Below are 21,616 nucleotides of genomic sequence, written 5' to 3'. Positions count from 1 at the left end.
ATGAGGGAGGACATCGAACACACCGAGACCGCGTCGATGGCGCGCTACCCCAGCCTGGCCGGGAGGACGGTGCTGGTCACCGGCGGCGCCACCGGCATCGGCGCTGGTTTCGTCGCGCACTTCGCGCGGCAGGGCGCGCGCGTAGCGTTCCTGGACATCGACGACGCCGGCGCGCAGGCCTTGCAGGCCACCCTGGCCGATGCGGAACACGTCCCGCTCTACCGGCACTGCGATGCCACGGATCTGGAGGCGCTAGAGACGGCGATCGCCGAGGCCCGTGCGCAGCTCGGGCCGATCACCGTGCTGGTCAACAACGCGGCCAATGACGTGCGCCATCGTTTCGGTCAGACCACCGCGGCTGAGTTCGAACGCAACATCGCGGTCAACCTGCGCCACCAGTACTTCGCCACCCAGTCGGTGGTCGGCGACATGCGCGCAGCCGGTGGTGGCTCGGTCATCTGCCTGGGTTCCACCGGTTGGATGATCAAGAATGCCGGCTACCCGATGTACGCCATGGCCAAGTCGGCCGTGCACGGCCTGGTCAACGGCCTGGCCCGCGAGCTGGGCGCCGACCGCATCCGCATCAACGCGCTGGTGCCCGGCTGGGTGATCACCGACAAGCAGCGTCGCCTGTGGCTGGACGATGCCGGCAAGGCGCAGATCGCCCAGTCGCAGTGCCTGCCCGGCTACCTGCAGGTCGAGGACCTGGCGCGGATGGCGCTGTTCCTGGCGGCCGACGACAGCCGCATGTGCACCGGCCAGCAGTTCATCGTGGATGGGGGCTGGGTGTGAGCGACGACGCACGCACGGTCGTGGCTGCCGGCAACCGCCTGGGCGAAGGCGTGGTGTGGTGCGAGCGCACCGGCGCCCTGCTGTGGACGGACATCCACAACGCGGTGCTGTGGCGCCACGTCCCGGCCACCGGTCACACGCAGCAATGGCCGATGCCCGAGCGGCTGGCCTCGTTCGCGCTGTGCCAGGCCGATGGCTGGCTGCTGCTGGCGCTGGCCTCCAGGCTTGCCTTCTTTCACCTGGACACTGGGGAACTACGCCCGCTATGCGACATCCCACGTGCGCCCGATACGCGCGCCAACGATGGGGGCGGCGACCGGCAGGGTCGCTTCGTGTTCGGCACGCTGCACGAGCCGGCGCAGGGTCCCAAGCACAAGGTCGGCGGCTTCTTCCGGCTCAATGCGGATCTGACTTTGGAGGCGCTGCCGCTGCCCGGCGTGGCGATCTCCAACAGCATCGCCTTCAGCCCGGCTGGCGACACGATGTACTTCTGCGATTCGCTGGACCGGCGCATCCAGCACGTCGCATATGGCGACACGCTGGGTGTGCCCGCCACGTTCGTCGACCTGTCCGATCACCCCGGCGAGCCGGACGGCGCGGCGGTGGACGCCCAAGGCGGCCTCTGGAGCGCGCAATGGGGCGCGGCCCGGGTGACGCGCTATCTGCCCGACGGCCAACACGATCGCGATATCCATCTCCCTACCGCCCAGCCCACACGGCCGGCGCTGGGTGGTGCGGACCTGTCCACGCTGTACATCACCAGTGCCCACGACGGCCTGGTGGGGAGTGACCGTGATCCAGCCGCCGGCGATGTCTTCGCCGCGCCGGCCGGCGTGCGCGGCCTGCCCGAAGCGCGCTTTGCCGGCGATCCCAACGCCGCATTGCGCTCCTGATCCCGATCCGACCTGCGGAGAGTTTCCCCGATGCGTCTTTCCCCCCTCGACATCACCATCGTGCTGGTCTACCTGACCGGCATCTTCGTGCTGGCCCAAGTGGTCTCGCGCGAGAAGGGTGGCCGTGAGAAGTCCGCTCAGGACTACTTCCTGGCCAGCCGCAGCCTGCCCTGGTGGGCCATCGGCGCTTCGCTGATCGCGGCCAACATCTCGGCCGAGCAAATCATCGGCATGTCCGGCTCGGGCTATGCCATCGGCCTGGCCATCGCCTCCTACGAGTGGATGGCGGCCCTGACCCTGCTGATCGTCGGCAAGTGGTTCCTGCCGATCTTCCTGCGCAACCGCATCACCACCATGCCGCAGTTCCTGGAGGAGCGTTACGGCACGCGCATCCGCACGGTCATGGCGATCTTCTGGCTAGCGCTGTACGTGTTCGTCAACCTCACCTCGATCCTGTGGCTGGGCTCGATCGCCATCGCCCAGGTCACCGGGATGGACCAGATGCTGGCGCTGGTGTTGCTGGGCGCCTTCGCCCTGTTCTATCAGCTCTATGGCGGACTCAAGGCCGTGGCCCTGACCGACATCGTGCAGGTCTCGCTGCTGGTCATCGGCGGCATGATGGTCACGGTCATTACGCTGAGCAAGATCGGGGATGGCAGCGTGGTGGCCGGCTTCACCACCCTGCTGGCGCAGGAACCGGGCCGCTTCCAGATGATCCTCAAGCCCGACAACCCCTTCTACAAGGACCTGCCGGGCCTGTCGGTGCTGATCGGTGGGCTGTGGATCGCCAACCTGAGCTACTGGGGCTTCAACCAATACATCATCCAGCGCGCCCTGGCCGCCAAGGACGTGCCCGAAGCGCAGAAGGGCATCGTATTCGCCGCCTTCCTCAAGCTGCTGATCCCGGTGATCGTGGTGCTGCCGGGCATCGCGGCGGTGATGCTGGCCCCGGGGCTGGAGCGCCCCGATGAGGCCTATCCGACGATGATGCGGCTGCTGCCCAGCGGCGTGCTGGGGCTGGTCTTCGCCGCGCTGATCGCCGCGATCGTGGCCTCGCTGGCGTCCAAGATCAATTCGGTGGCGACCATCTTCACCCTGGACTTCTATGCCAAGCGCGCCCCCGAGGCGTCGCAGAAGCGCCTGGTGATGGTCGGACGCATCACCGCGATCACCGCGATCGTCATCGGCGTGCTGACCGCCCGGCCGCTGCTGGGCGGCTTCGACCAGGGCTTCCAGTACATCCAGGAGTTCACCGGCTTCTTCACCCCGGGCATCGTGGTGATCTTCTTCCTGGGCATGTTCTGGAAACGGGCCAACGAAGCCGGCGCCCTGACCGCCGCCATCGCCTCGTTTGTCCTGTCCCTGGTGCTCAAGGTGGCGCTGCCGGACGTGCCGTTCATGAACCGCATCGGGCTGGTTTTCCTGTTGTCACTGGTCCTGGCGATCGTGGTGTCGCTGGTCACCAAGGCCAGCGGCGACCGCGACCGCATCCAGACCCGTGATGTCAGCTACCACACCACGCCCTCGTTCAACGTGGCCGCGCTTGCGGTGGTGGCGATCCTGACGGCGCTGTACGTGACCTTCTGGTGAGCCCGCTCGCGGCGCGATGGCGCGCAGGCGTGGCGCTCGCTGGAATGGTGCTGGCGCACATGGCCCTGCCGTGGTCCGCCGCGGCCGCGGAAGCCGTCCGGGTTGATTGGGGCCGACGCGCGGTGCTGGCCCGCGACGGCGCTGGCTGGGGCCGGATGACGCGGCTGCAGGACGGCCGCTGGCTGGCGGTGAATACCCGCTTCGGCGTCGCGCAGGAGGGTACGCCGTTGGAGCTGCGCATCAGCGAGGACCGTGCCCGCACCTGGACGCTCCGCGGGCAAGTGGTCGAGGCCGGACGCCGACTGGACAACGGCGAACTGCTGCAATTGCCGGACGGCCGCATCCTGCTGGCGATGCGCTCACTCATCGAGCATCGCTCCTATCGGCTGGTGCTTTACGCCAGTGACGATCAAGGCCTTCACTGGCAGCCCCTGAGCGTGATCGCCCGCAACGAGGAGCCGCGGGGACGCACCGATCGCGGCGTATGGGAGCCCAAGCTTTACCTGTTGCCCGACGGGCGGCTGACGGTGCTCTATGCCGACGAAACCCTGGCCGACGCCAGCCCCGCCTACGCCCAGGTGGTCGCGCAGCGCATCTCGGAAGACGGTGGACGCAGCTGGGACGATCGCCGGGTGGTCGCCGCCGAACCCGGCGGCGGCCACCTGCGCCCGGGCATGCCGGTGATGACCCGATTGGTCGATGGCCGATGGCTGATGGCGTTCGAGATCTGCGGCCGCGATCCGCAATGCCCGGTGTCGATGAAATATTCCGACGATGGCGTCCATTGGGACGAGGGCCTGGGCATGCCGATGGGCGGCCTGCGCTGCGCGCCTTCGGTGCTGGCGCTCGAAGGCACGCTCCTGGCGACGTCCTGCGCCAACCGGATCGAGGCCAGCCAGGACGCTGGCGCCAAGTGGCGGCCCCTGCCGTCGGCGCCGGGTCCCGTCGGCTTCCTCCACAGCTGGCCGGCCCTGTACGACCTGGGCGATGGCGAGATCGCCCAGCTCAGCAACGTCGGACGCAATGTGGAGTTTAGGTTCGGTCGCCTGCGCGTGGCACCTTGACCACGGGTCCTGCGCCGCGGAGCGGGTGAGGCGAAGCGGCTGCTTCCGTGCTCCGCGCTGCCACCCGACCTCAGCCTGGCACCAGCCGTGCGCCCGTGGCCTCCACGGCCTTCGTGGCGACCGGGAGCGGCGCGTCGTCGTCCCGATACCGCTCGGCGATGGCGACAACCTGCGCTTCGATGGCGAAGAACGCATCCAGGACCGCAGGGTCGAAGGTCGTCCCACGCAGTTCCTGCATCATCGCCTTGGCCCGCTCGTGCGGATACGGGTCCTTGTAGCAGCGCCGGCTGATCAGCGCATCGTAGATGTCGGCCACCGCCATGATCCGGCCCGACAGGGGAATCTGCTCGCCCTGCAGGCCGTCCGGATAACCGGTGCCATCCCACTTCTCGTGGTGGGTGGCGGCGATCTCGCCGGCGATGCGCAGGAAGTTGTCGCCTTCGATGCTGCGCGCAGTGCTGTAGATGATCTTGCGGCCGAAATGCGCATGTCCGCGCATGATCTCCCGCTCCTCGGGCGTATGCGGACCGGGCTTGAGCAGGATGTGGTCGGGCACACCGACCTTGCCGATGTCATGCAGCGGCGCGGACAGGAACAGCAGCTCGATGTATTCCTCGGTCAGTAGCGCGGGATGCTGCTTGGTCCTGCGCAACTCCTCGGCGATGGCGCGCACGTAGTGCTGGGTGCGCTTGATATGCGCGCCGGTTTCCGGGTCCCGCGTTTCGGCCACCGCGGCCATCGACTCGATGGCCACCTGCCGGGCATTGGCCAGCTGCCTGCGCCAGCGCAGCGCCTGTCGCTGGCTGAAGACAAAGCGCAACGCGAAACCGCCCACCAGCACGACACACAGCGTCAGCAGCGGCCCGCCCATCGGCAGGAACAGGCCCGTGTGCTGGAAGGCCATGGCCATGCTTCCCAGCAGCGCGGACGCGGCCATCACCGTGGCCAGGCTCACCACCGTCAGGCGATAGCCGGAGACGCACAGCAGACCGAACACCGCCGCCACCAGCAGGCCCAACGCAAGTGCGAGGCCGCCACCCCACACAGGCACGCGCACCAAGGCATCGTCCAGGATGTTCTGGGCCATGACCGACTGGATCTTGAGACCGGAGAATTCCGCGTCGACGGCCGTGGCATGGACATCGTTCAAGCCGACCGCGGAGGATCCTATGAAGACGATCTTGCCGGCCAGATCCTTCGGTCGGACCTGGCCGCTGAGCACCTCGACCGCCGGCACGCTGCTGTACACGCGCGAGGGGCCATTGAAACGCAACAGCGCGTAGCCGCTCCGATCGATGGGAATGCGATGCTCGCCGATCTTCAGCGATAGCCCATCGCGGCCGGCTTCCACCGTCCCGGACTGGACACCCAGCGCCCGCATCGTCGCGGCCAGCGCCAGACTCGGATAGACCACCCCCTGGTGTTCGATCAGCAGCGGCAACCTACGCAGCACCCCGTCCGCATCCAGGCGGCTGTTCACGAAGCCGCTCACCCGGGTCTGCGCGGCCACGGCCGGCGTGTTCTCCATCACCCCGGGGGCCTGCTCGAGCGTCATCAGGTCCAGCCGGCCATCGAACCCGAACCCAGGCCGCAGCGCCCGGGGCGCGGTCTGGTGGTCGAAATAGAAGTAGCGCGCGCCGATCGCGTCGGATCGGGCCATCGCCTGCCCCAGGTAGCCGTCATTGTCCTGCAGGCCTTCGGGGACGCCCGGGATCCCGATGTCCAGGTCGAAATCCCGCTTGAATGCCTGCCGGATATCGACCAGCGAGGTCCGGTCCGGCTCCGGGAACAACACATCCAGCGCGAGGGCGGCCGGCTTGGCGGCGGCGACGCCTTCCACCAGGGAGGCGACCCGATAGCGCGGCCACGGCCACTGCCCGACCGAGGCCAGGCTGACCTCGTCGATATCGACCACGACCACGTCCGGCGCCGGTGCCTGCGAGGCGCTGCGCACCAGCAAGGTGTCCAGCAACCAACGATCCAGCGCGCCAGCCGGACCCAGGCCACTGCGTCCAGCCAGCCCGATCAGGGCGGCGACGCCAAGCGCGGCCAACAGGCAGGCGACGATGGTGCGCCGTGGCACGGGGGCGGTAGGGATGAAGGTGCTCATGGCGCGTGCGGACTCACAGGATCACGATTTCCGCACGGCGATTGCGGGGCTCGGGCACCCCCGGCCGCGTCGGGACCAGCGGTGCCTTGTCACCGAAATACTGCACATCCACCGGCAGCTCCGGGTCGATCTGCTTAAGCAATTTGGCCACGACACGGGCGCGTTGGGCCGACAGCGACAGGTTGTACGCCGCCGTGCCCGCCGCATCGGCGTAGCCGAAGACGGTCACCTCGGTCGGCAGACGGTCGCGCACGGCTTCCAGCACCTGCGGCAGCAGGCGCTTGGATTCGGGCGTCAATTCCATGCTGTCGAATAGGAAATTCAGTACGAAGCTGCGCGGCGGGGTGGGCTGGGCATCCAGCAGGGCCCGATGGGCCGCGTCGAAGCGCGCCTGATCCTGGGCGTGCGGCGGCTTGGGCGCGGCGGCGGACGGCGCGATTTCCACAGCGGCGTATGCCTGGTCGATGCGCTGGCTGCCCTGGCCGTTGGACACCACGACCGCGCCGACGTGCCCCTCCTGGTCGGGCAGCAGCGTCACCCGCGTGGGCGCCGAGGCGCAGGCGCCCAGCGTCATTGCCGCCACGCACGACAGGGCCAGTCGCCCGGCGCCACGGAATCGCATGACAGACATGGTTAGCTCAGTTGGCTTCGATGAGGAACCGGGTACCACGCACGCCCACAGTGGCCTTGGGCGTCTCGATCTTCACCGACTCAGGATCAAGCTTGCCGATCTTGCCGGACTCGTAGATCGCCGAGCCGCGGGTCATGTAGAGCGAGAAGGAGAACTTGTCCTCCTTCGGCGCGAAGACGTAATCGCGCACCACGATGTCCGCGTCCTGCCCCAGCGTCAGCAACGTGCCATCACGGAACACGATCGATGCGGTGGCACCTGCGCCGGTGACCACCCGATCGGAGACCTCAAGTTGCGCGCCTCCGGCCGCCTCGAGCGTCTTGCCACCGCGCGTGATCGTCACCGACCCGCGCGCCTGTTTGACCAGCGCGACATGCCCATCATCGATGGTGCTTTCCGCGGCCAGCACGGGAATGGCCAGGCATACCAGACACAACAGCGCCACCAGGCGCAGGCAAAGCTTCATCACGATTTCCCCCTGTCAAGGCACGGCCACCCCGGTCGCACTCCATCCCCGCGTGGCTGACGCCACATCCTGCATCCATGTATCCGAACCGGCATGCACGATATCGGCCGCGCATGTTGCAAATACAGTGTCAGATGATGGGCAGAAAAGCATAAACAAAACCTTCATCATCCTGACCAGGGATGGATCGCGTTTCCACGCGCCGCGGCGCCTGCCAATCCAGGAAAAATGGACCCTGGTGCTAGGTCGGCGGTGTCCACCGCCCCCTTACAATTCAGCCAGGCGTCTGCGCCGTGTCGGCGGGAAAACGCGGGTCCCTGAAAGACCCGCGTCCGCTGCGTCAAGCCGTCAACGCCGGCCGAGGCAGCTTGTCCAACAGCTTGTCCAGCGTCACTGGGTAATCACGGATCCGCACGCCGGTGGCGTTGTAGACCGCATTGGCCACGGCAGCGGCGACGCCGCAAATGCCCAATTCCCCGACGCCCTTGGCCTTCATCGGCGAACTGGTCGGATCCGTCTCTTCGAGAAAGACGACTTCCTGGTGCGGGATGTCCGCATGCACGGGCACCTCGTAGCCGGCCAGGTCATGGTTGACGAAATACCCAAGCCGCTTGTCGATCACCAGTTCCTCCATGAGGGCCGCACCGGCACCCATGGTCATGGCCCCGATGACCTGGCTGCGCGCCGACTTGGGATTGAGGATGCGACCGGCCGCGCACACCGCCAGCATGCGCCGGATGCGGATCTCGCCGGTATAGCTGTCCACCGCGACCTCGACGAAGTGTCCGCCGAAGGTCGATTGCTGGTAGCGCTCGGCCAGGTCGCCGTATTCCATGGTGTCCTCGACGGTCAGCGGGCCGGCACTGGCGGCGTCGGCAAGCCGCTTGCGCTGTGCGCCCACCTGCACCATGCCGTCGCTGAAATCCGCCTGCGCAGGATCGAGACCGAGCTTGGCCGCGACCGCTTCGCGCAATTTCATGCAGGCCGCATAGACGCCGGCCGTGGAGCTGTTGGCACCCCACTGCCCGCCCGAGCCGGCCGACACGGGGAACGCCGAATCGCCCAGCACGACCTTCACCTGCGACATGGGCACGCCCATCATTTCCGCCGCGGTCTGGGCGATGATGGTGTAGGTTCCGGTCCCGATGTCGGTCATATCGGTTTCCACCGTCACCAGACCGGCGTTGTCCAGCGTGACCCGCGCGCCGGATTTCATGTTGAGGTTGTTGCGGAAGGCCGCTGCCATGCCCATACCGATCAGCCAGCGTCCTTCGCGGCGCATCGCAGGCTTGGTGCGTTTGTCCCAGCCGAAGCGCTCGGCCCCCTGCTCCAGGCATTCCACCAGGCGTCGCTGGGAAAACGGGCGCTCGGGCTTGGCCGGATCGACCTGGGTGTCGTTAAGCACACGAAACTTGACCGGATCCATGGCCAGCTTTTCGGCCATTTCATCCATGGCGATCTCCAGGGCCATCAGCCCGGGGGCCTCGCCGGGCGCGCGCATGGCATTGCCCTCCGGCAGGTCCAGCATCGCCAGACGCATGGCGGTCATCCGATTGGGCTCGGCATAGAGCAACTGGGTCTGGGCGACGGCGGTTTCTGGATCGCCGCCCGGCAGATTGCCGGACCAGCTCTCATGGCCGATGGCGGTGATCTTGCCGTCACGGGTAGCGCCAATGCGCAGGCGCTGCAGCGTGGCCGGCCGGTGGGTCGTGTTGTTGAACACCTGCGGTCTGGCCAGGGTCACCTTGACCGGACGCCCCACGTGCTTGGCCCCGAGCGCGGCCAGGATGGCGTCGGTGCGCACGAACAGCTTGCCGCCGAAACCGCCGCCCAAGTAAGGCGATATCAGGCGGACGTTCTCCTTCGGCAAGCCCAACGTCTTGGCCACATCCCCACGCCCCCAGGCGATCATCTGGTTCGAGGTCCACAGGGTCACCTTGTCGCCGTCCCACCGGGCGATGGAGGCATGCGGCTCCATCATCGCGTGGGAATGGTCCGGGGTGTGATAGGTCGCGTCCAACTGCACGGGCGCCGCGGCGAAGGCCCCGGCGAAGTCGCCGACCGCGGTGTCCTTGTTGCTGTCGCCTTCAGGCATCTTCGCGGTGTCGCGCGCGGCCGCCAGGTCGTACTTTCCCTGCTGGCGCACGTAATCCACCTTCACCAGGGCGGCCGCTGCCCGGGCCTGCTCGAAGGATTCGGCCACCACGATGGCGACCGCCTGGTGGTAATGCTCGATCTCGGGCCCTCCGAGCAAGGTGGCGGTATTGAACTGGCCCTTGCCCAGCTTGCCCGCGTTCTGCGCGGTGACGATGCCCAGTACGCCCGGCGCAGCCTTGGCGGCGGCCAGATCCATCGCACGGATGCGTCCCTTGGGGATCGCGGCACAGACCACGTAGCCGTAGGCGGCATCGGGGGCCACGTCGTGGCGCTCGTACGCGTAGGGCGCGGTGCCGGTGGTCTTGAGCGGACCATCGATGCGGTCGTGGGGTTTGCCGACGATCCGGCCCTTATCGATGGGGTTGGTCGTGGCTGGCGTGTCGAATTTCATCTCATGCCCTCGCTTCGGCCAGGATGGCGCCCAGCGTCCGCTCCACCAGCGGCAGCTTGAAGGCGTTGTGTTCGGTGGTTTTGGCGCCGGCCAGGAGGGTGTCCACCACGGCCTTGGCCCCGTTGGGCATCTGGGCGTCGGCGGCGGGGTCGCGCCACGGCTTATAGGCCACGCCGCCAAGTGCGACCGCGCCGGTGCCGTCGGGCTGCACGATCGCGGCCACGGAGATCAGGGCAAAAGCATAGGACGCGCGGTCGCGGACCTTGTGGTAGACCTGCTTGCCGCCCGCCGGCTTGGGCAGGGTCACCGCGGTGATCAGTTCACCGCGCTCCAGCGTGGTCTCCAGGTGCGGCGTGGTCCCCGGTGCGCGATACAACTGGTCCAGGGCAATCACGCGGGTCTGTCCGTCCGGCTTGACCGTCTCCACCTTGGCGTCCAGTGCGCGCATGGCCACGGCCATGTCGCTGGGATGGGTGGCGATACATGCGGGGCTGGCACCGACAATGGCCAGCTGCCGGTTGAAGCCTTCCGCGGCGGCACAGCCACTGCCCGGCAGGCGTTTGTTGCAGGCCTGGTTGGTGTCGTAGAAATACGGGCACCTCGTGCGCTGCAGCAGATTGCCGGCTGTCGTGGCCTTGTTGCGCAGCTGACCGGACGCGCCGGCCACCAGGGCGCGGGTCAACAGCGGATAGTCCTTGCGCACCCGTGCATCGGCGGCCAGGTCGGTGTTGCGAACCAGTGCGCCAATCCGCAGGCCGCCGTCTTCGATCGGCTCGATCGCATCGAGTTCCAAGGCGTTGACATCCACCAGATGGGTCGGCGTCTCGATCTGCAGCTTCATCAGGTCGATCAGGTTGGTCCCGCCGGCGATGAATTTCGCATCCGGATGGTCCGTCAGCGCCTGCGCGGCCTCGGCTGCGGAGCTCGCGCGCGCGTATGTGAAGGCTTTCATGCGTTCTCCCCCGCCACTTCGCTGATCGCATCCAGGATGTTGGAGTACGCACCGCAGCGGCAGATGTTGCCGCTCATGCGCTCGCGCACTTCCTCCGGCGTGAACTTGCCAGGGGCGTTCAGGTCTTCGGTGACGTGGCTGGGAATGCCCTGCTTGATCTCTTCCAGCACAGTCACCGCCGAGCAGATCTGGCCCGGGGTGCAGTAGCCGCACTGATAGCCGTCGTGCTTGACGAACGCCGCCTGCATGGGATGCAGCGCATCGGGCTGGCCCAGCCCTTCAATCGTGGTGATCTTCGCGCCATCGTGCATGACCGCGAAGGTCAGGCAGGTATTGATGCGGCGGCCATCGACGATGGCCGTGCAGGCCCCACATTGGCCGTGATCGCAGCCCTTCTTCGTTCCGGTGAGCTTGAGGTGCTCACGCAGTGCGTCGAGCAGCGTGGTGCGTGTGTCCAGTTCCAACGTGGTCGGCTTGCCGTTGACCTCCAGCGTGACCTTGGCGGTTGAGACGGTCTCGGCTCTGGGGGCCCTGGCGACCATCGCCTGCACGGGGGCAGCGACCATGCTGCCTGCCGCAACGCCGGCGGCCGAAACCCCGCTGGCGGCGATCATTTCGCGACGGGTGATCTTGAGGTCGTGCAAGGGATTGTTCATGCCTGGCTAGTCCTCTAGCTGGGTGGGGGATTTGCGTGATGCCCTAGCCTCCACCAACCAGGGTCAGGCATGCGTGAATCCGAGGGCGCGCATGGCCCCCGATCCTGGGAGCGGATCGCCCATTGCGTGCCCTGTCGCATCGCGCAACGTCATGGGTCATATGGATGCATATGCATCAGTCGAAGCACCGGTGCGTGCCTGGGAATGGGCGGTAAGAACGCGGTCGTGGTGAAAGATCGAGCCCTCCTGAAGACCGTCGTGATCTGCGCTGCTGGGCAGCCCTACGTTGGCTTGCAGGTATCGCCCCGTCGATCGATACGTCTAGAACCACTGTCCGGCGCCGGCCCTCACCGTCTCGCGCGGCCAGCGCCGCTGGGCTTTGCCGCGCATCCCTCGTCCCGGTCAGTCGGTGCGCGCCTGGCGCGGACCGCCGGCGACGCTCGGCTGCGTTAGCGCGGCTGATTCCTGGCCGGTCCAATGGCTGGACCATTTCGATTCTGTCCAACTTGTCAGGATTCCGACGCTAAATGCGTTCCCCATACCCGGGGGCGCACATACGGCCAGTCAGGCTCGCGGCGCATCAAGCTGGCTTCACATAAAAATTTTCGACTGCGACACAATATAAAAAAATGACCAACGCCCCGATGCACTGGATTGCGACGCCCCACATCCCGCCGGACCACCGTGGTCCGGTCGACCACGATTACCAGCCTTTTGGCGATCCGGCGACTGGGCGCCCCCTGGTCGACAGCCTGCGAGAGATGGTTGTCCAGTGGCCCGAAGCCATCGCAGTCGAAGAAGCTGGCGGCGTGACGACCCTGGAGGACCTTTGGCAACGCGCCGCGGGGCTGGCTGGCCAGATCACCCACGCCGTGCCAGAGGACTCCCATGTCGGCCTTCTGCTGCCGGCCGGCGCTGCCTACATGGTCGCCGTGTTCGCCTGCCTGATGGCGGGTCGGGTCATGGTGCCACTCGATGCGGCTTCGCCCGATGCGCGCAATATGGACATCGTCGAACGGGCCCGCATCAAGCTGGTGCTGGCCGAGCCGCATCATCACCGTTCCGCGTATGCGGGAGCCTTGGTGCTGGCGGTCGATCCACGCGTTGCCTGCGGCTCGCAGCCCGAGTTCCAGACCCTCCCGGTCGATCTGGACGCTCCTGCCGTCATCGTCTGCACTTCGGGCAGCTCGGGTCGCCCCAAGCTGATCGTGCACAGCCAACGCGCGATGATGAACTGGGTCCGCATTCACCATGATTCGGTGCACTTGACCCATCACGACCGGATGCTGTCGCTGTCGTCGCCCGCATCCCTGGCCGGTTTCGCGGGGTTCCTGAGCGCGCCGCTGGCCGCTGCGGCCACCCAGGTCGTGGATATCAAAAGCGCTGGGCTCGGCGGCCTGCTCGAGACCTTGGCGTCCAGGCCGGTCACCCAACTGCGCGCAGCACCCTCGATGCTGCGCGGCCTGGCGCGCCTTCCCGAAGCACGCAGCAGCTTCGCAGGCCTGCGCGTGGTGCACGCTTACGGCGAGCCGCTGCTCAAGGCCGACGTCGTGGCGCTGCGCCAGTCGCTGCCGGAAGGATGCTTCATCCGGTCCACGTATGGCGCGACTGAATCGAGCGGTCTGCAGTGGTTTGCAGATGATGACGATGCGTACGACCCGGTGCGCGTGGCGGCCGGCATCCTTCAACCGGACACCATGGCCGCCATCGTCGGCGACGATGGCATCAGCTGCAGCGACGGCGAACCGGGCGAACTGTGGATTCGCAGCAGATACAATGCGCTCGGCGAATGGAACGATGACCAGTTGGTCCCAGGGCGCCTGTTGCCGGACCAGGACGACGCTGGCTCACGCATCTATAAGACGGGCGATGTGGCCCGTTACCACGGGGATGGTGTCTTTACCGTCCTGGGCCGCAAGGATCGGATGATCAAGGTCAATGGCCAGCGTCTGGAGCCAGGCGAGATCGAAGTGGCCCTGCGTGCATTGCCCGAAGTCCGCGAAGCCGAAGTCGTCGTCGAACCCCGCAGCGAAGGGCCGCGACTGCTGGCCTTCGTCGTTGCCGACCCGCGGTGCGACGGGGCGAAGCTGCCCGCGCTGTTGCGTGCCGAACTACGGCGTGTGCTGCCCAGCTTCATGATCCCTTCCAGGATCCTTGTGGTCGATGCCATGCCGCGATTGCCGAACGGCAAGCTCGACGGCCTGTCGTTGCTGGCCCGCCTCAACACGCCTGACGTCTCGGTCAGCATCGCATGAATACCCCAGTGCGCTCGATAGAACAGCCAAAGCTGTTGACGACGGTCCAGGAAGTCTGGAGCGAAGTGCTCGGGTTTCCCTGCGATGAGACGCAAAGCTGGGAGGATGCCGGCGGCGATTCGCTGTGCACCTTGCACCTGCTGCTGGGGCTGGAGAAGGCACTCGGCCGCAGGCTTTCATACGATCAATTCGACCCGCAGTTGACGGCGATCGAACTGGCAAGCTCGTTGGGAAGCTCCACCGAAAACACGGGTGGTGCACCCCGTACCACGGCCGAAGGCGTGGTGACGATCTTCCTGTTTACCGGGATTTTCGGCGATGAGCCGATGCTGGCTGAATTCAGGCGCTCGTTCGGAGACCGGGTCCGCTTTCACACCATCGAGCCGCCTGGCCTCGATGCGCCCACCGCCGTGCTGACCGATCTGGTTGCCACCGCTGCGCTTGGCGTCGCGGAGATTGAACGCGTCGCTCCCACGGGCGATCTCTTTCTGGCGGGCTACAGCTTCGGAGGTGCCGCTGCCGTCCAGGCCGCTCACGTGCTGAGATCCTCCGGGCGCCGTGTCGCGTGGCTCGGCATTTTCGACACGCCGGTGGTGCCCGACGCGGCCAAATGGCGCCAGCGGTATCGCGACTGGAGCACCTTTGCCTTGCATCTGATGGGCGCCACCCGCCTCGGTCGTCGGCTGGTCATGGCCGCGCTCGAACGCTTGCGGCCCAGTTGGGTCGTGCGCTGCCAGCGCTCGTTGATCTGGCGCTTCCGACTGAGCGCCCTGGAGCGCTGGCATCCACTCCCGTTCGAGGGCCCAGCACTGTTGGTGCTCAGCGAAGAGCTCAGTCCGCGCACTGCAACGCGCTGGGCTGAACTCTGCCCTGGCATCGAGACCGTGCGCCTGCCAACCCTCCACACGGAGTTGCTGCGACGCAGTTCCATCCTGATCATTACGCCGATCATCGAGGCGGCGGTGCGCAGGACAGCGGGCAGCCCGCCGGCTGAAGCCGAATTGATGGAAGCAGTGCTTCAGTAGCGTCGATCCCCGGCGTGTTCTTCCGGGAACACGCCAACCTGGTTGCGCTGGCCTGGACGCAATGACCGGCCCGCCGCAGCGACGCTGTCCAACGGGCCGGCGTCTGAGGCTCTGGCCATCGGGTGCGTCGCGTCGCGATGATCAAGCCAGTCAAATCATGGCCAGGTTTCATCGGCAAGCCTTGAACACCCGCGCATCGGACCTCGAGGCATCGTCGAAGGACCAGCGCACGCCACGCCGCTCGTGCGCGGCTGCGCGTGCGAGGCGTGCGCGTTCACATGCAGTGGGCGCCCTGCGCGTGGCGCGCATCTTGGCGTGACGGCCTGGGCGCACGGGGGCGGCGCGGTTGCTGTCCTTCAGGGACTGGCGGTCGCGCTCGATGCTGCGTTCGGCCGCTGCACGCGCCAGGGAGGCGCCGCTTCCTGCTGCAGGCGCTGGAGTGGCCGTCCATTGTTTCTCGGTGAATCCCGGGCAGACCGCGGACTGGTAGACCACTTCGCCGTTCGCGTGGCGACATTTGTAGACCGTTTGCGCAGCGCCATGTCCGGCCATCAGGCAAAGCCCGACGATCAGCAGCATCTTCATCGCGGCACTCCTTTGCACGCCTGGGTGCTGCCAGCTTCAGGGCGAGGACGCCAACGCGCCATCGGGGCCAGGCCTGCCGGCGGGTCAGACAACCGCCCGGCTGCATCCAAGCCGACGCCGGCTGCGTAAGCAGGGCATCGCAGATCGCACAGGTGGGACATGTTCAAGCTGACAGCGCTCGCCTTGACGCTGGTGGCCGCGGCCGACCCGGCCGTGCCCGGCGTCACGCATTACGAAGGCAAGGCGTACGCGGCCTCGGGCAGGATGCTGTACACCGAATCGCATTGGATTGGCGAAGGCGGCCAACGCACCGTGCTCTATCGCTGCCCAAACGGCCAGCCCTTCGCGCGCAAGCGGGTGTCCGACGGCAGCGCGGCACCGGATTTCGAGCTGGTCGACGCACGGTCCCGATATCGCGAAGGCGTGCGTGGCCACGGCAGCGCACGAAAGGTCTTCAGCGCCACCGACGGCAAGGAGCGCTCCGCGGTGCTGCCGCGCGCCTCGGCCCAGGTCATCGATGCGGGCTTCGACCGCTACGTGCGCGACCACTGGACGGCGCTGGCCAAGGACCAGGACACCCGGATCGCATTTCTGGTGCCCGCGCGGCAGGCCAACCTGGACCTGCGCATCGCGGCGGGCGCCGCCAAGGACCGGACCCGCCAATTCAGATTGACCCTGGACGCGTGGTACGGCGGCATCGCACCCAGCATCACCGTCACTTACGACAATGACAGCCGCCGCCTGCTGCGTTTCGAAGGCGTCGGCAATATCCGCGATGCCAAGGGCCGCTATCCCAAGGTCCGGATCGAATTTCCGGCCAACACGGTTGGCACCGCGACCCAGGCCCAGATGCAGGAAGCATCCTCCATGCCACTGGTGAGCACCTGTGCCGCGTAGGCTTGCGCCAATCGCCCGTGACACCGCGCCTCACGCATCGCAGGCGTATCAGCCGCTGATGCGGCCTTCGCGTCAGCTTTCATTGGGAGGATCGACATGGTCAACGTTTACCTGTGGCTCAACGCCCTGCTCTACATCGGCCTGGCCATCTGGTGCACGGTCGCGCCTGATGCCACTGCCCATGCGGTGGGTTTCACCGCGCTCACGCCGTCTGGCCAGACCGAGTTCCTGGCGGTCTATGGCGGCATGGAATTCGGGATCGGCGTCCTCTTTGCTTACTTCGCCGTCAGCCGGCAGCCACGCAACGGACTGGTCCTGGGGATGGTGTTCTACGCACCCATCGTGGCCTGGCGGGCTTACGCGATCAGCCGTTATGGGCCGTTGGAGTCCACGACCATCGGGCTGGCCGCGGCCGAATGGGTGCTGTTCCTCTCCGGCCTGGCCCTGTTCCTGCGATGGCGCAACAAGCACACATGAAGATGTCGAGGCGGGGTTGACGGTGATTTCTGTAGGATCGCGGAACCCACAAGCCACCACGACCTCACAAGGCCAACACCGCATGGCGGACTCCACCGAGCGCAGCCGGGCTGCCGACGAAGCCGACCAGTTGTTGCTGGCCACGGCACGCGGCGACGGGGTCGCCTTTGAACGTCTCTATCGCATGACCTCGCCACGGCTGTTCGCGGTCTGCATGCGCTTGCTGTCCCAGCGCAGCGAAGCCGAGGACGTGCTGCAGGAGGTCTACAGCAATGTCTGGCGCAAGGCCGGCCAGTTCGATCCGGCCAAGGCCAGCGGCCTGACCTGGATGGCGATGATGGCCCGCAACCGTGCGATCGACCATCTGCGCGCCTCGCGCATGGAGCGCGGCGCCATCCCGATCGACCTTGGCCCGGAACTGGTGGACGGCGCGCCGCGGGCCGATCAGGTGACCGAGGCCGCGCAGGACGCCCACGGCCTGGACGTCTGCCTGGAAGAGCTGGAGCCGCGCCGTCGACTCCTGGTGCGCACCGCCTTCTTCGAAGGCAGCACCTACGAAGAACTCGCCACCCGCAGCGGCACGCCCTTGGGGACGGTCAAGAGCTGGATCCGCCGCAGCCTGGCCAAGCTCAAGGCGTGCCTGGAACGATGAACATGACCCCTGACACCATCGAGCAGGATCCGCCTGGCGAATCGGTCCTGGCCGGCGAGTTCGTGCTCGGTGTGCTGGAGCCGCAGGCGCATGCCGCCGCCCGCGCGCGGGTTGAACAGGATCCCGCCTTCGCCGCCGACGTGCAGCGATGGGAGCAACATCTTGCCCCGCTGGTCGACCAGGTGGCGCCGATCGAGGTGCCCGACTATCTCTGGATCCGTATCGGCAGCGCGCTGGGGCTGCTGCAACCGGCGCCTGACAGAGGCGGACATGCCACCGCATCATCGCCGCGCACCGGCTTCTGGAACAATCTTGGGCTGTGGCGCGGCGTTGGCATTGGCGGGCTGGCCACGGCGATGGTGGCGGTGCTGGCCCTGGTCTCGCTCCTGCGCCAGGCACCCCCGACCGCAACGCCTCCGGTCGCGCAGCAGGCGCCGACACCGCCCGCTCAGCCGATCCCGCAGATGGTCGCCTCGCTGGCCAGCGACGACGGACAGACCGGCTATGTGGCCACGATGGATACCCGCAGCGGACGCATGACGATCATGCCCATGCACCCGGCTCGTGAGCCGGGCCGCGTGCCCGAATTGTGGATCATCCCGAAGGGCGGCAAGGCCATCTCCATGGGCCTGCTCGATCCGGACCATCCGCAGCAGCACACCCTGCCTGCCCGCCTGCGGGATCTGCTCAGTACCGACGCCCTGCTGGCGGTGACCATGGAACCGCCGGGCGGCGCGCCCGGCGGCGTGGCCACCGGTGCGGTCGTGGCCAAGGGTGGTATCACGGCGCTTGCTCTCAGTCCCTGACGGCCGGACTGCATCCGAACGCGCGCGGCCGTCGTACATGTTGCATTCCCCAGGGCATCCAAGGAGCCTGTGTGCCGGATTCGCCGCTCAATGCCCCTTCCCTAAACGCGCAGGCTCGCTTGCCCGCGCGGCCGACAGGATGGTGGGCCAGCGTGGTGCGCTGGTTCGACACGGCCGGGCCAACGACGTTGAACGAGGCCGGCGCCGACCGTATCGACTGGCTGCGCGCCCTGCCCTTCGCCCTGATGCATGTGGCCTGCCTGGCGGTCATCTGGGTGGAGGCGTCCTGGTTTGCGGTCGCAGTGGCGGTCGCGCTGTACGCGGTACGCATGTTCGCCATCACCGGTTTCTACCATCGGTATTTCTCGCACAAGGCATTCAAGACCTCGCGGCCGGTGCAGTTCGTGTTCGCCGCGATCGGCGCCAGCAGCGTGCAACGCGGACCGCTGTGGTGGGCCGCCCATCATCGACACCATCATCGGGTCACCGATACGCCCGCCGATCCGCATTCGCCCGGCCAGCATGGGTTCTGGTGGAGCCACATGGGGTGGTTCCTCACCCCGCGCGGGTTTCGCACCAACTGGGACGCCATCCCCGACCTTCGCCGCTTCCCGGAACTGCGCTTCCTGGACCGCTTTGACATCCTGATGCCGGTCCTGCTGGCCCTGGGTCTATTTGCCCTGGGCGCCTGGCTGGAAGACGCCGCGCCCGGCCTGGAGACCAACGGCTGGCAGCTCTTGGTATGGGGTTTCTTCGTCTCCACCATCGTGCTGTTCCACGCCACGGTCACCATCAATTCGCTGTCGCATCGGTTCGGGTCGCGGCGCTTCGACACGCGCGACGACAGCCGCAACAACTGGATGCTGGCGCTGCTCACCTTCGGCGAAGGCTGGCACAACAACCACCATTATTTCCCCGGCTCCGCCCGGCAGGGCTTCCGCTGGTGGGAGGTCGACCTGACTTGGTACGGGCTGAAGCTCCTGAGCTGGCTGGGCCTGGTCCGAGATCTCAAGCCGGTCCCCGCCGGGCTGGTCAGGACCTCGCGGAGCCGGCAATGAGCCGGATCGCCGTGGTCGGCGGCGGCATCGCCGGCATGGGAGCCGCCTGGGCCCTGTCTCGCCAGCACGCGGTCACGCTGTTCGAAGCGGGCGATGACCTCGGCGGGCACACCCATACCCACGACATCGTCCTGGGCGATCGCCAGTACGCGGTGGACAGCGGCTTCATCGTGTTCAATCCGGACAACTATCCGCTGCTCAGCCGGCTGTTCGAAGAGCTGGACGTCGCTTCGCAGCCGACCACGATGAGCTTTTCGGTCAGTGATGCGCGCACCGGTCTGGAGTACAACGCCGGCGACCTGGCGGGGCTGTTCTGCCAAAAGCGCAATCTGGTCAGCCCCGCGTTCTGGAGGATGCTGGCCGACCTGCGGCGCTTCTACCGGCAGGCCCCCGCCGTCCTGGCCGAGCCTGCGCCCGGTCCGACCCTGGGGGACTATCTGGCCCTGCGCGGCTACTCGATGATGTTCCGCGACGCGCATATCGTGCCGATGGCCTCGGCGCTGTGGTCCTCGCCCTCCTCGACGATCCTCGATTTTCCCATGCAGCACCTGGTGCGCTTCATGGACAACCACCACATGCTGCAGCTCACCGGCCGCCCGGCGTGGCGCGTGGTCAGCGGCGGCTCCAGCCAGTACGTGCATGCGTTGCGCCGGCTCTGGAAGGTGGACCTGCAGTTGGGCTGTCCGGTCCAGCAGGTGCGCCGCATCGATGGCCGCGTGCAGCTGTATGCCGGCACCGAGGAGCATGCATTCGACGAGGTCGTCCTGGCCTGCCATGCCGACGATGCACTCACCCTGCTGACCGATGCCGACGACCAGGAGCGCGCGGTGCTGGGCGGGATTACCTACCAGTCCAACGAGACCCTGCTGCACACCGACCGCCGTGTCCTGCCCTGCGACCGACGCGCCTGGGCGGCGTGGAATGCGCGCGTCCCCGCGCAACCAGACGCCCCGTGCACGGTGAGCTACTGGATGAACGCCCTGCAGTCGCTCGATGCGCCACAGGACTTTATCGTCAGCCTCAACCAGGCCGCCGACATCGACCCGACCAAGGTGTTGCGGCGCATGCACTACCGCCATCCACACCAGACCCCTGCCACGGTCACCGCGCAGGCGGCGCTGCCGGAGATCCAGGGACGCGGTCATGTGTGGCACGCCGGTGCGGGCTGGGGGTTTGGCTTCCATGAAGACGGCCTGCGCAGCGGTATCCAGGTCGCCCGGGCGTTGGGCGCGGCATGGCCATGAACCAGCTGCGGGCCCCTTTGCGCTCCGGCCGCGACACAGACGAGCTCTCCCGTGGAGTCGCTGCGGCGGGCACCGTGTCCGACGCAAGCCTGGCCAGCGCCCTGTATGTCGGCCAGGTGCGGCATCGCCGCCACGCGCCCAGGCCGCATGCCTTCAACTGGCCGCTGTTCATGGCCTATCTGGACCTGGGCGAGTTGGACCGTGTGTTCGCACGGCGTTGGCTGTGGTCGGTGGGCCGACGCAACGTGGTCGAATTCCGCCGCTCGGACTATCTGGGCGATCCGTCCGTGCCGCTGGACCAGGCGGTCCGCGACTGCGTGGAAACTGAGACCGGACATCGCCCCGACGGTCCAGTGCGGATGCTCACCCATCTGCGCATGTTCGGCCATGTGTTCAATCCGGTGACGTTCTACTACTGCTTCGCCGCCGATGGCCGCACCCTGGAGACGCTGGTCGCACAGATCACCAATACGCCGTGGAAGCAGCGCCACACCTATGTGCTGCCCGCCTCGACCGCCGAACGGGACGGGGCGCGCTTGTCCTGGCGCTTCGACAAGACCTTCCATGTGTCCCCGTTCATGGGCATGGACCATGACTACGCATGGCGTTTCGAGCTGCCGGCCGGGACGCTGCGGGTGCACATGGATGTCCTCTGCCGGCCGGACCACGCCGGAAACCTCGCGCCGAAGCGGTTCGATGCCACGCTGAGCCTGCAGCGTCGCCGGATGCGCTCCGCAGAGATGGCCGCCGTCCTGCTGCGCTATCCGTTGATGACCGTACAGGTCGTCCTGGCGATCCACTGGCATGCGCTGCGCCTGTGGCTGCGCGGCAACCCCGTTCACGACCATCCCGACAAGAGGCCCACGCCATGAGCCGCATCGATGCCGCCACCACGCCCGTCGCCACGCCCCCGGC

The 21,616-nt window shown here is 67.1% G+C and carries 20 protein-coding genes; 13 read left to right on the top strand and 7 right to left on the bottom strand.

Annotated features, from left to right (window positions below; all coding sequences use genetic code 11):
* The 4 genes from PJ250_RS17210 to PJ250_RS17195 are packed head-to-tail and all read left to right on the top strand — an operon-like array spanning position 1 to position 4,339.
* On the top strand, positions 1–792 hold the full coding sequence (locus tag PJ250_RS17210; RefSeq protein ID WP_271645817.1) for an SDR family NAD(P)-dependent oxidoreductase: 792 nt from the start codon (positions 1–3) through the stop codon (positions 790–792).
* Positions 789–1,685: an SMP-30/gluconolactonase/LRE family protein gene (locus PJ250_RS17205; RefSeq protein WP_271645816.1), complete on the top strand. Its 897-nt coding sequence runs from the start codon at positions 789–791 to the stop codon at positions 1,683–1,685. Before PJ250_RS17210 ends, PJ250_RS17205 begins: the two co-directional genes overlap by 4 nt.
* A gap of 30 nt (positions 1,686–1,715) precedes the next feature.
* Positions 1,716–3,275, top strand: a complete 1,560-nt coding sequence (locus tag PJ250_RS17200; protein ID WP_271645814.1) for a sodium/sugar symporter — start codon at positions 1,716–1,718, stop codon at positions 3,273–3,275.
* A gap of 29 nt (positions 3,276–3,304) precedes the next feature.
* Complete coding sequence (locus tag PJ250_RS17195; protein ID WP_271645813.1) at positions 3,305–4,339, top strand: sialidase family protein; 1,035 nt, start codon at positions 3,305–3,307, stop codon at positions 4,337–4,339.
* Between the two features lie 70 nt (positions 4,340–4,409).
* Here the strand turns inward: PJ250_RS17195 and PJ250_RS17190 are convergent, their stop codons facing one another.
* The 6 genes from PJ250_RS17190 to paoA form a co-directional block, all read right to left on the bottom strand.
* Entirely contained in the window at positions 4,410–6,449 is a 2,040-nt protein-coding gene (locus PJ250_RS17190; protein ID WP_271645811.1) for a CHASE2 domain-containing protein, read from the bottom strand.
* Between the two features lie 13 nt (positions 6,450–6,462).
* Positions 6,463–7,080, bottom strand: coding sequence for an OmpA family protein (locus PJ250_RS17185; RefSeq protein WP_271645810.1), 618 nt, complete (start codon positions 7,078–7,080; stop codon positions 6,463–6,465).
* A gap of 7 nt (positions 7,081–7,087) precedes the next feature.
* On the bottom strand, positions 7,088–7,546 hold the full coding sequence (locus tag PJ250_RS17180; RefSeq protein ID WP_271645808.1) for a FecR family protein: 459 nt from the start codon (positions 7,544–7,546) through the stop codon (positions 7,088–7,090).
* A gap of 340 nt (positions 7,547–7,886) precedes the next feature.
* Entirely contained in the window at positions 7,887–10,094 is a 2,208-nt protein-coding gene (gene paoC / locus PJ250_RS17175; protein WP_271645807.1) for an aldehyde oxidoreductase molybdenum-binding subunit PaoC, read from the bottom strand.
* A 1-nt stretch (position 10,095) separates the two neighbouring features.
* Positions 10,096–11,046, bottom strand: coding sequence for an FAD binding domain-containing protein (locus tag PJ250_RS17170; RefSeq protein ID WP_271645805.1), 951 nt, complete (start codon positions 11,044–11,046; stop codon positions 10,096–10,098).
* On the bottom strand, positions 11,043–11,690 hold the full coding sequence (gene paoA / locus PJ250_RS17165; protein ID WP_271648687.1) for an aldehyde dehydrogenase iron-sulfur subunit PaoA: 648 nt from the start codon (positions 11,688–11,690) through the stop codon (positions 11,043–11,045). Before paoA ends, PJ250_RS17170 begins: the two co-directional genes overlap by 4 nt.
* A 641-nt stretch (positions 11,691–12,331) precedes the next feature.
* On the opposite strand from paoA, the gene PJ250_RS17160 reads away from it, so the two are divergent.
* Positions 12,332–13,957: an AMP-binding protein gene (locus PJ250_RS17160; RefSeq protein ID WP_271645804.1), complete on the top strand. Its 1,626-nt coding sequence runs from the start codon at positions 12,332–12,334 to the stop codon at positions 13,955–13,957.
* Positions 13,954–14,982, top strand: a complete 1,029-nt coding sequence (locus PJ250_RS17155) for a thioesterase domain-containing protein (RefSeq protein ID WP_271645803.1) — start codon at positions 13,954–13,956, stop codon at positions 14,980–14,982. Before PJ250_RS17160 ends, PJ250_RS17155 begins: the two co-directional genes overlap by 4 nt.
* Positions 14,983–15,150: 168 nt before the next feature.
* On the opposite strand, the gene PJ250_RS17150 is transcribed toward PJ250_RS17155, so the two are convergent.
* Positions 15,151–15,567 (bottom strand): DUF4124 domain-containing protein, encoded by a 417-nt coding sequence (locus PJ250_RS17150; RefSeq protein WP_271645802.1) that lies wholly within the window; start codon positions 15,565–15,567, stop codon positions 15,151–15,153.
* 159 nt (positions 15,568–15,726) lie between these two features.
* Here PJ250_RS17150 and PJ250_RS17145 point away from each other — a divergent pair, with 159 nt between their 5' ends.
* The 7 genes from PJ250_RS17145 to PJ250_RS17115 all read left to right on the top strand — a co-directional run bounded on the left by PJ250_RS17145 (position 15,727) and on the right by PJ250_RS17115 (position 21,573).
* Positions 15,727–16,464: a hypothetical protein gene (locus PJ250_RS17145; protein ID WP_271645801.1), complete on the top strand. Its 738-nt coding sequence runs from the start codon at positions 15,727–15,729 to the stop codon at positions 16,462–16,464.
* 96 nt (positions 16,465–16,560) lie between these two features.
* On the top strand, positions 16,561–16,941 hold the full coding sequence (locus tag PJ250_RS17140) for a DUF4345 family protein (RefSeq protein WP_271645800.1): 381 nt from the start codon (positions 16,561–16,563) through the stop codon (positions 16,939–16,941).
* An 82-nt stretch (positions 16,942–17,023) separates the two neighbouring features.
* Entirely contained in the window at positions 17,024–17,593 is a 570-nt protein-coding gene (locus PJ250_RS17135; protein WP_271645799.1) for a sigma-70 family RNA polymerase sigma factor, read from the top strand.
* A gap of 2 nt (positions 17,594–17,595) precedes the next feature.
* Positions 17,596–18,399 carry an anti-sigma factor gene (locus tag PJ250_RS17130; RefSeq protein WP_271645798.1) on the top strand — a complete coding sequence of 268 codons (804 nt, stop codon included), beginning with the start codon at positions 17,596–17,598 and terminating at the stop codon, positions 18,397–18,399.
* A gap of 152 nt (positions 18,400–18,551) precedes the next feature.
* Positions 18,552–19,457: an acyl-CoA desaturase gene (locus PJ250_RS17125; RefSeq protein ID WP_271645797.1), complete on the top strand. Its 906-nt coding sequence runs from the start codon at positions 18,552–18,554 to the stop codon at positions 19,455–19,457.
* On the top strand, positions 19,454–20,701 hold the full coding sequence (locus PJ250_RS17120; RefSeq protein WP_271645796.1) for an NAD(P)/FAD-dependent oxidoreductase: 1,248 nt from the start codon (positions 19,454–19,456) through the stop codon (positions 20,699–20,701). Before PJ250_RS17125 ends, PJ250_RS17120 begins: the two co-directional genes overlap by 4 nt.
* Positions 20,698–21,573, top strand: coding sequence for a DUF1365 domain-containing protein (locus PJ250_RS17115; RefSeq protein WP_271645795.1), 876 nt, complete (start codon positions 20,698–20,700; stop codon positions 21,571–21,573). Before PJ250_RS17120 ends, PJ250_RS17115 begins: the two co-directional genes overlap by 4 nt.
* Positions 21,574–21,616 lie beyond the last annotated feature (43 nt).

Origin of the sequence: Pseudoxanthomonas sp. JBR18 (assembly GCF_028198165.1) — a bacterium.
GTDB lineage: Bacteria > Pseudomonadota > Gammaproteobacteria > Xanthomonadales > Xanthomonadaceae > Pseudoxanthomonas_A.
Note: the sequence above shows the minus strand (reverse complement) of the source record. Positions and strands in the feature narration are given on the sequence as shown.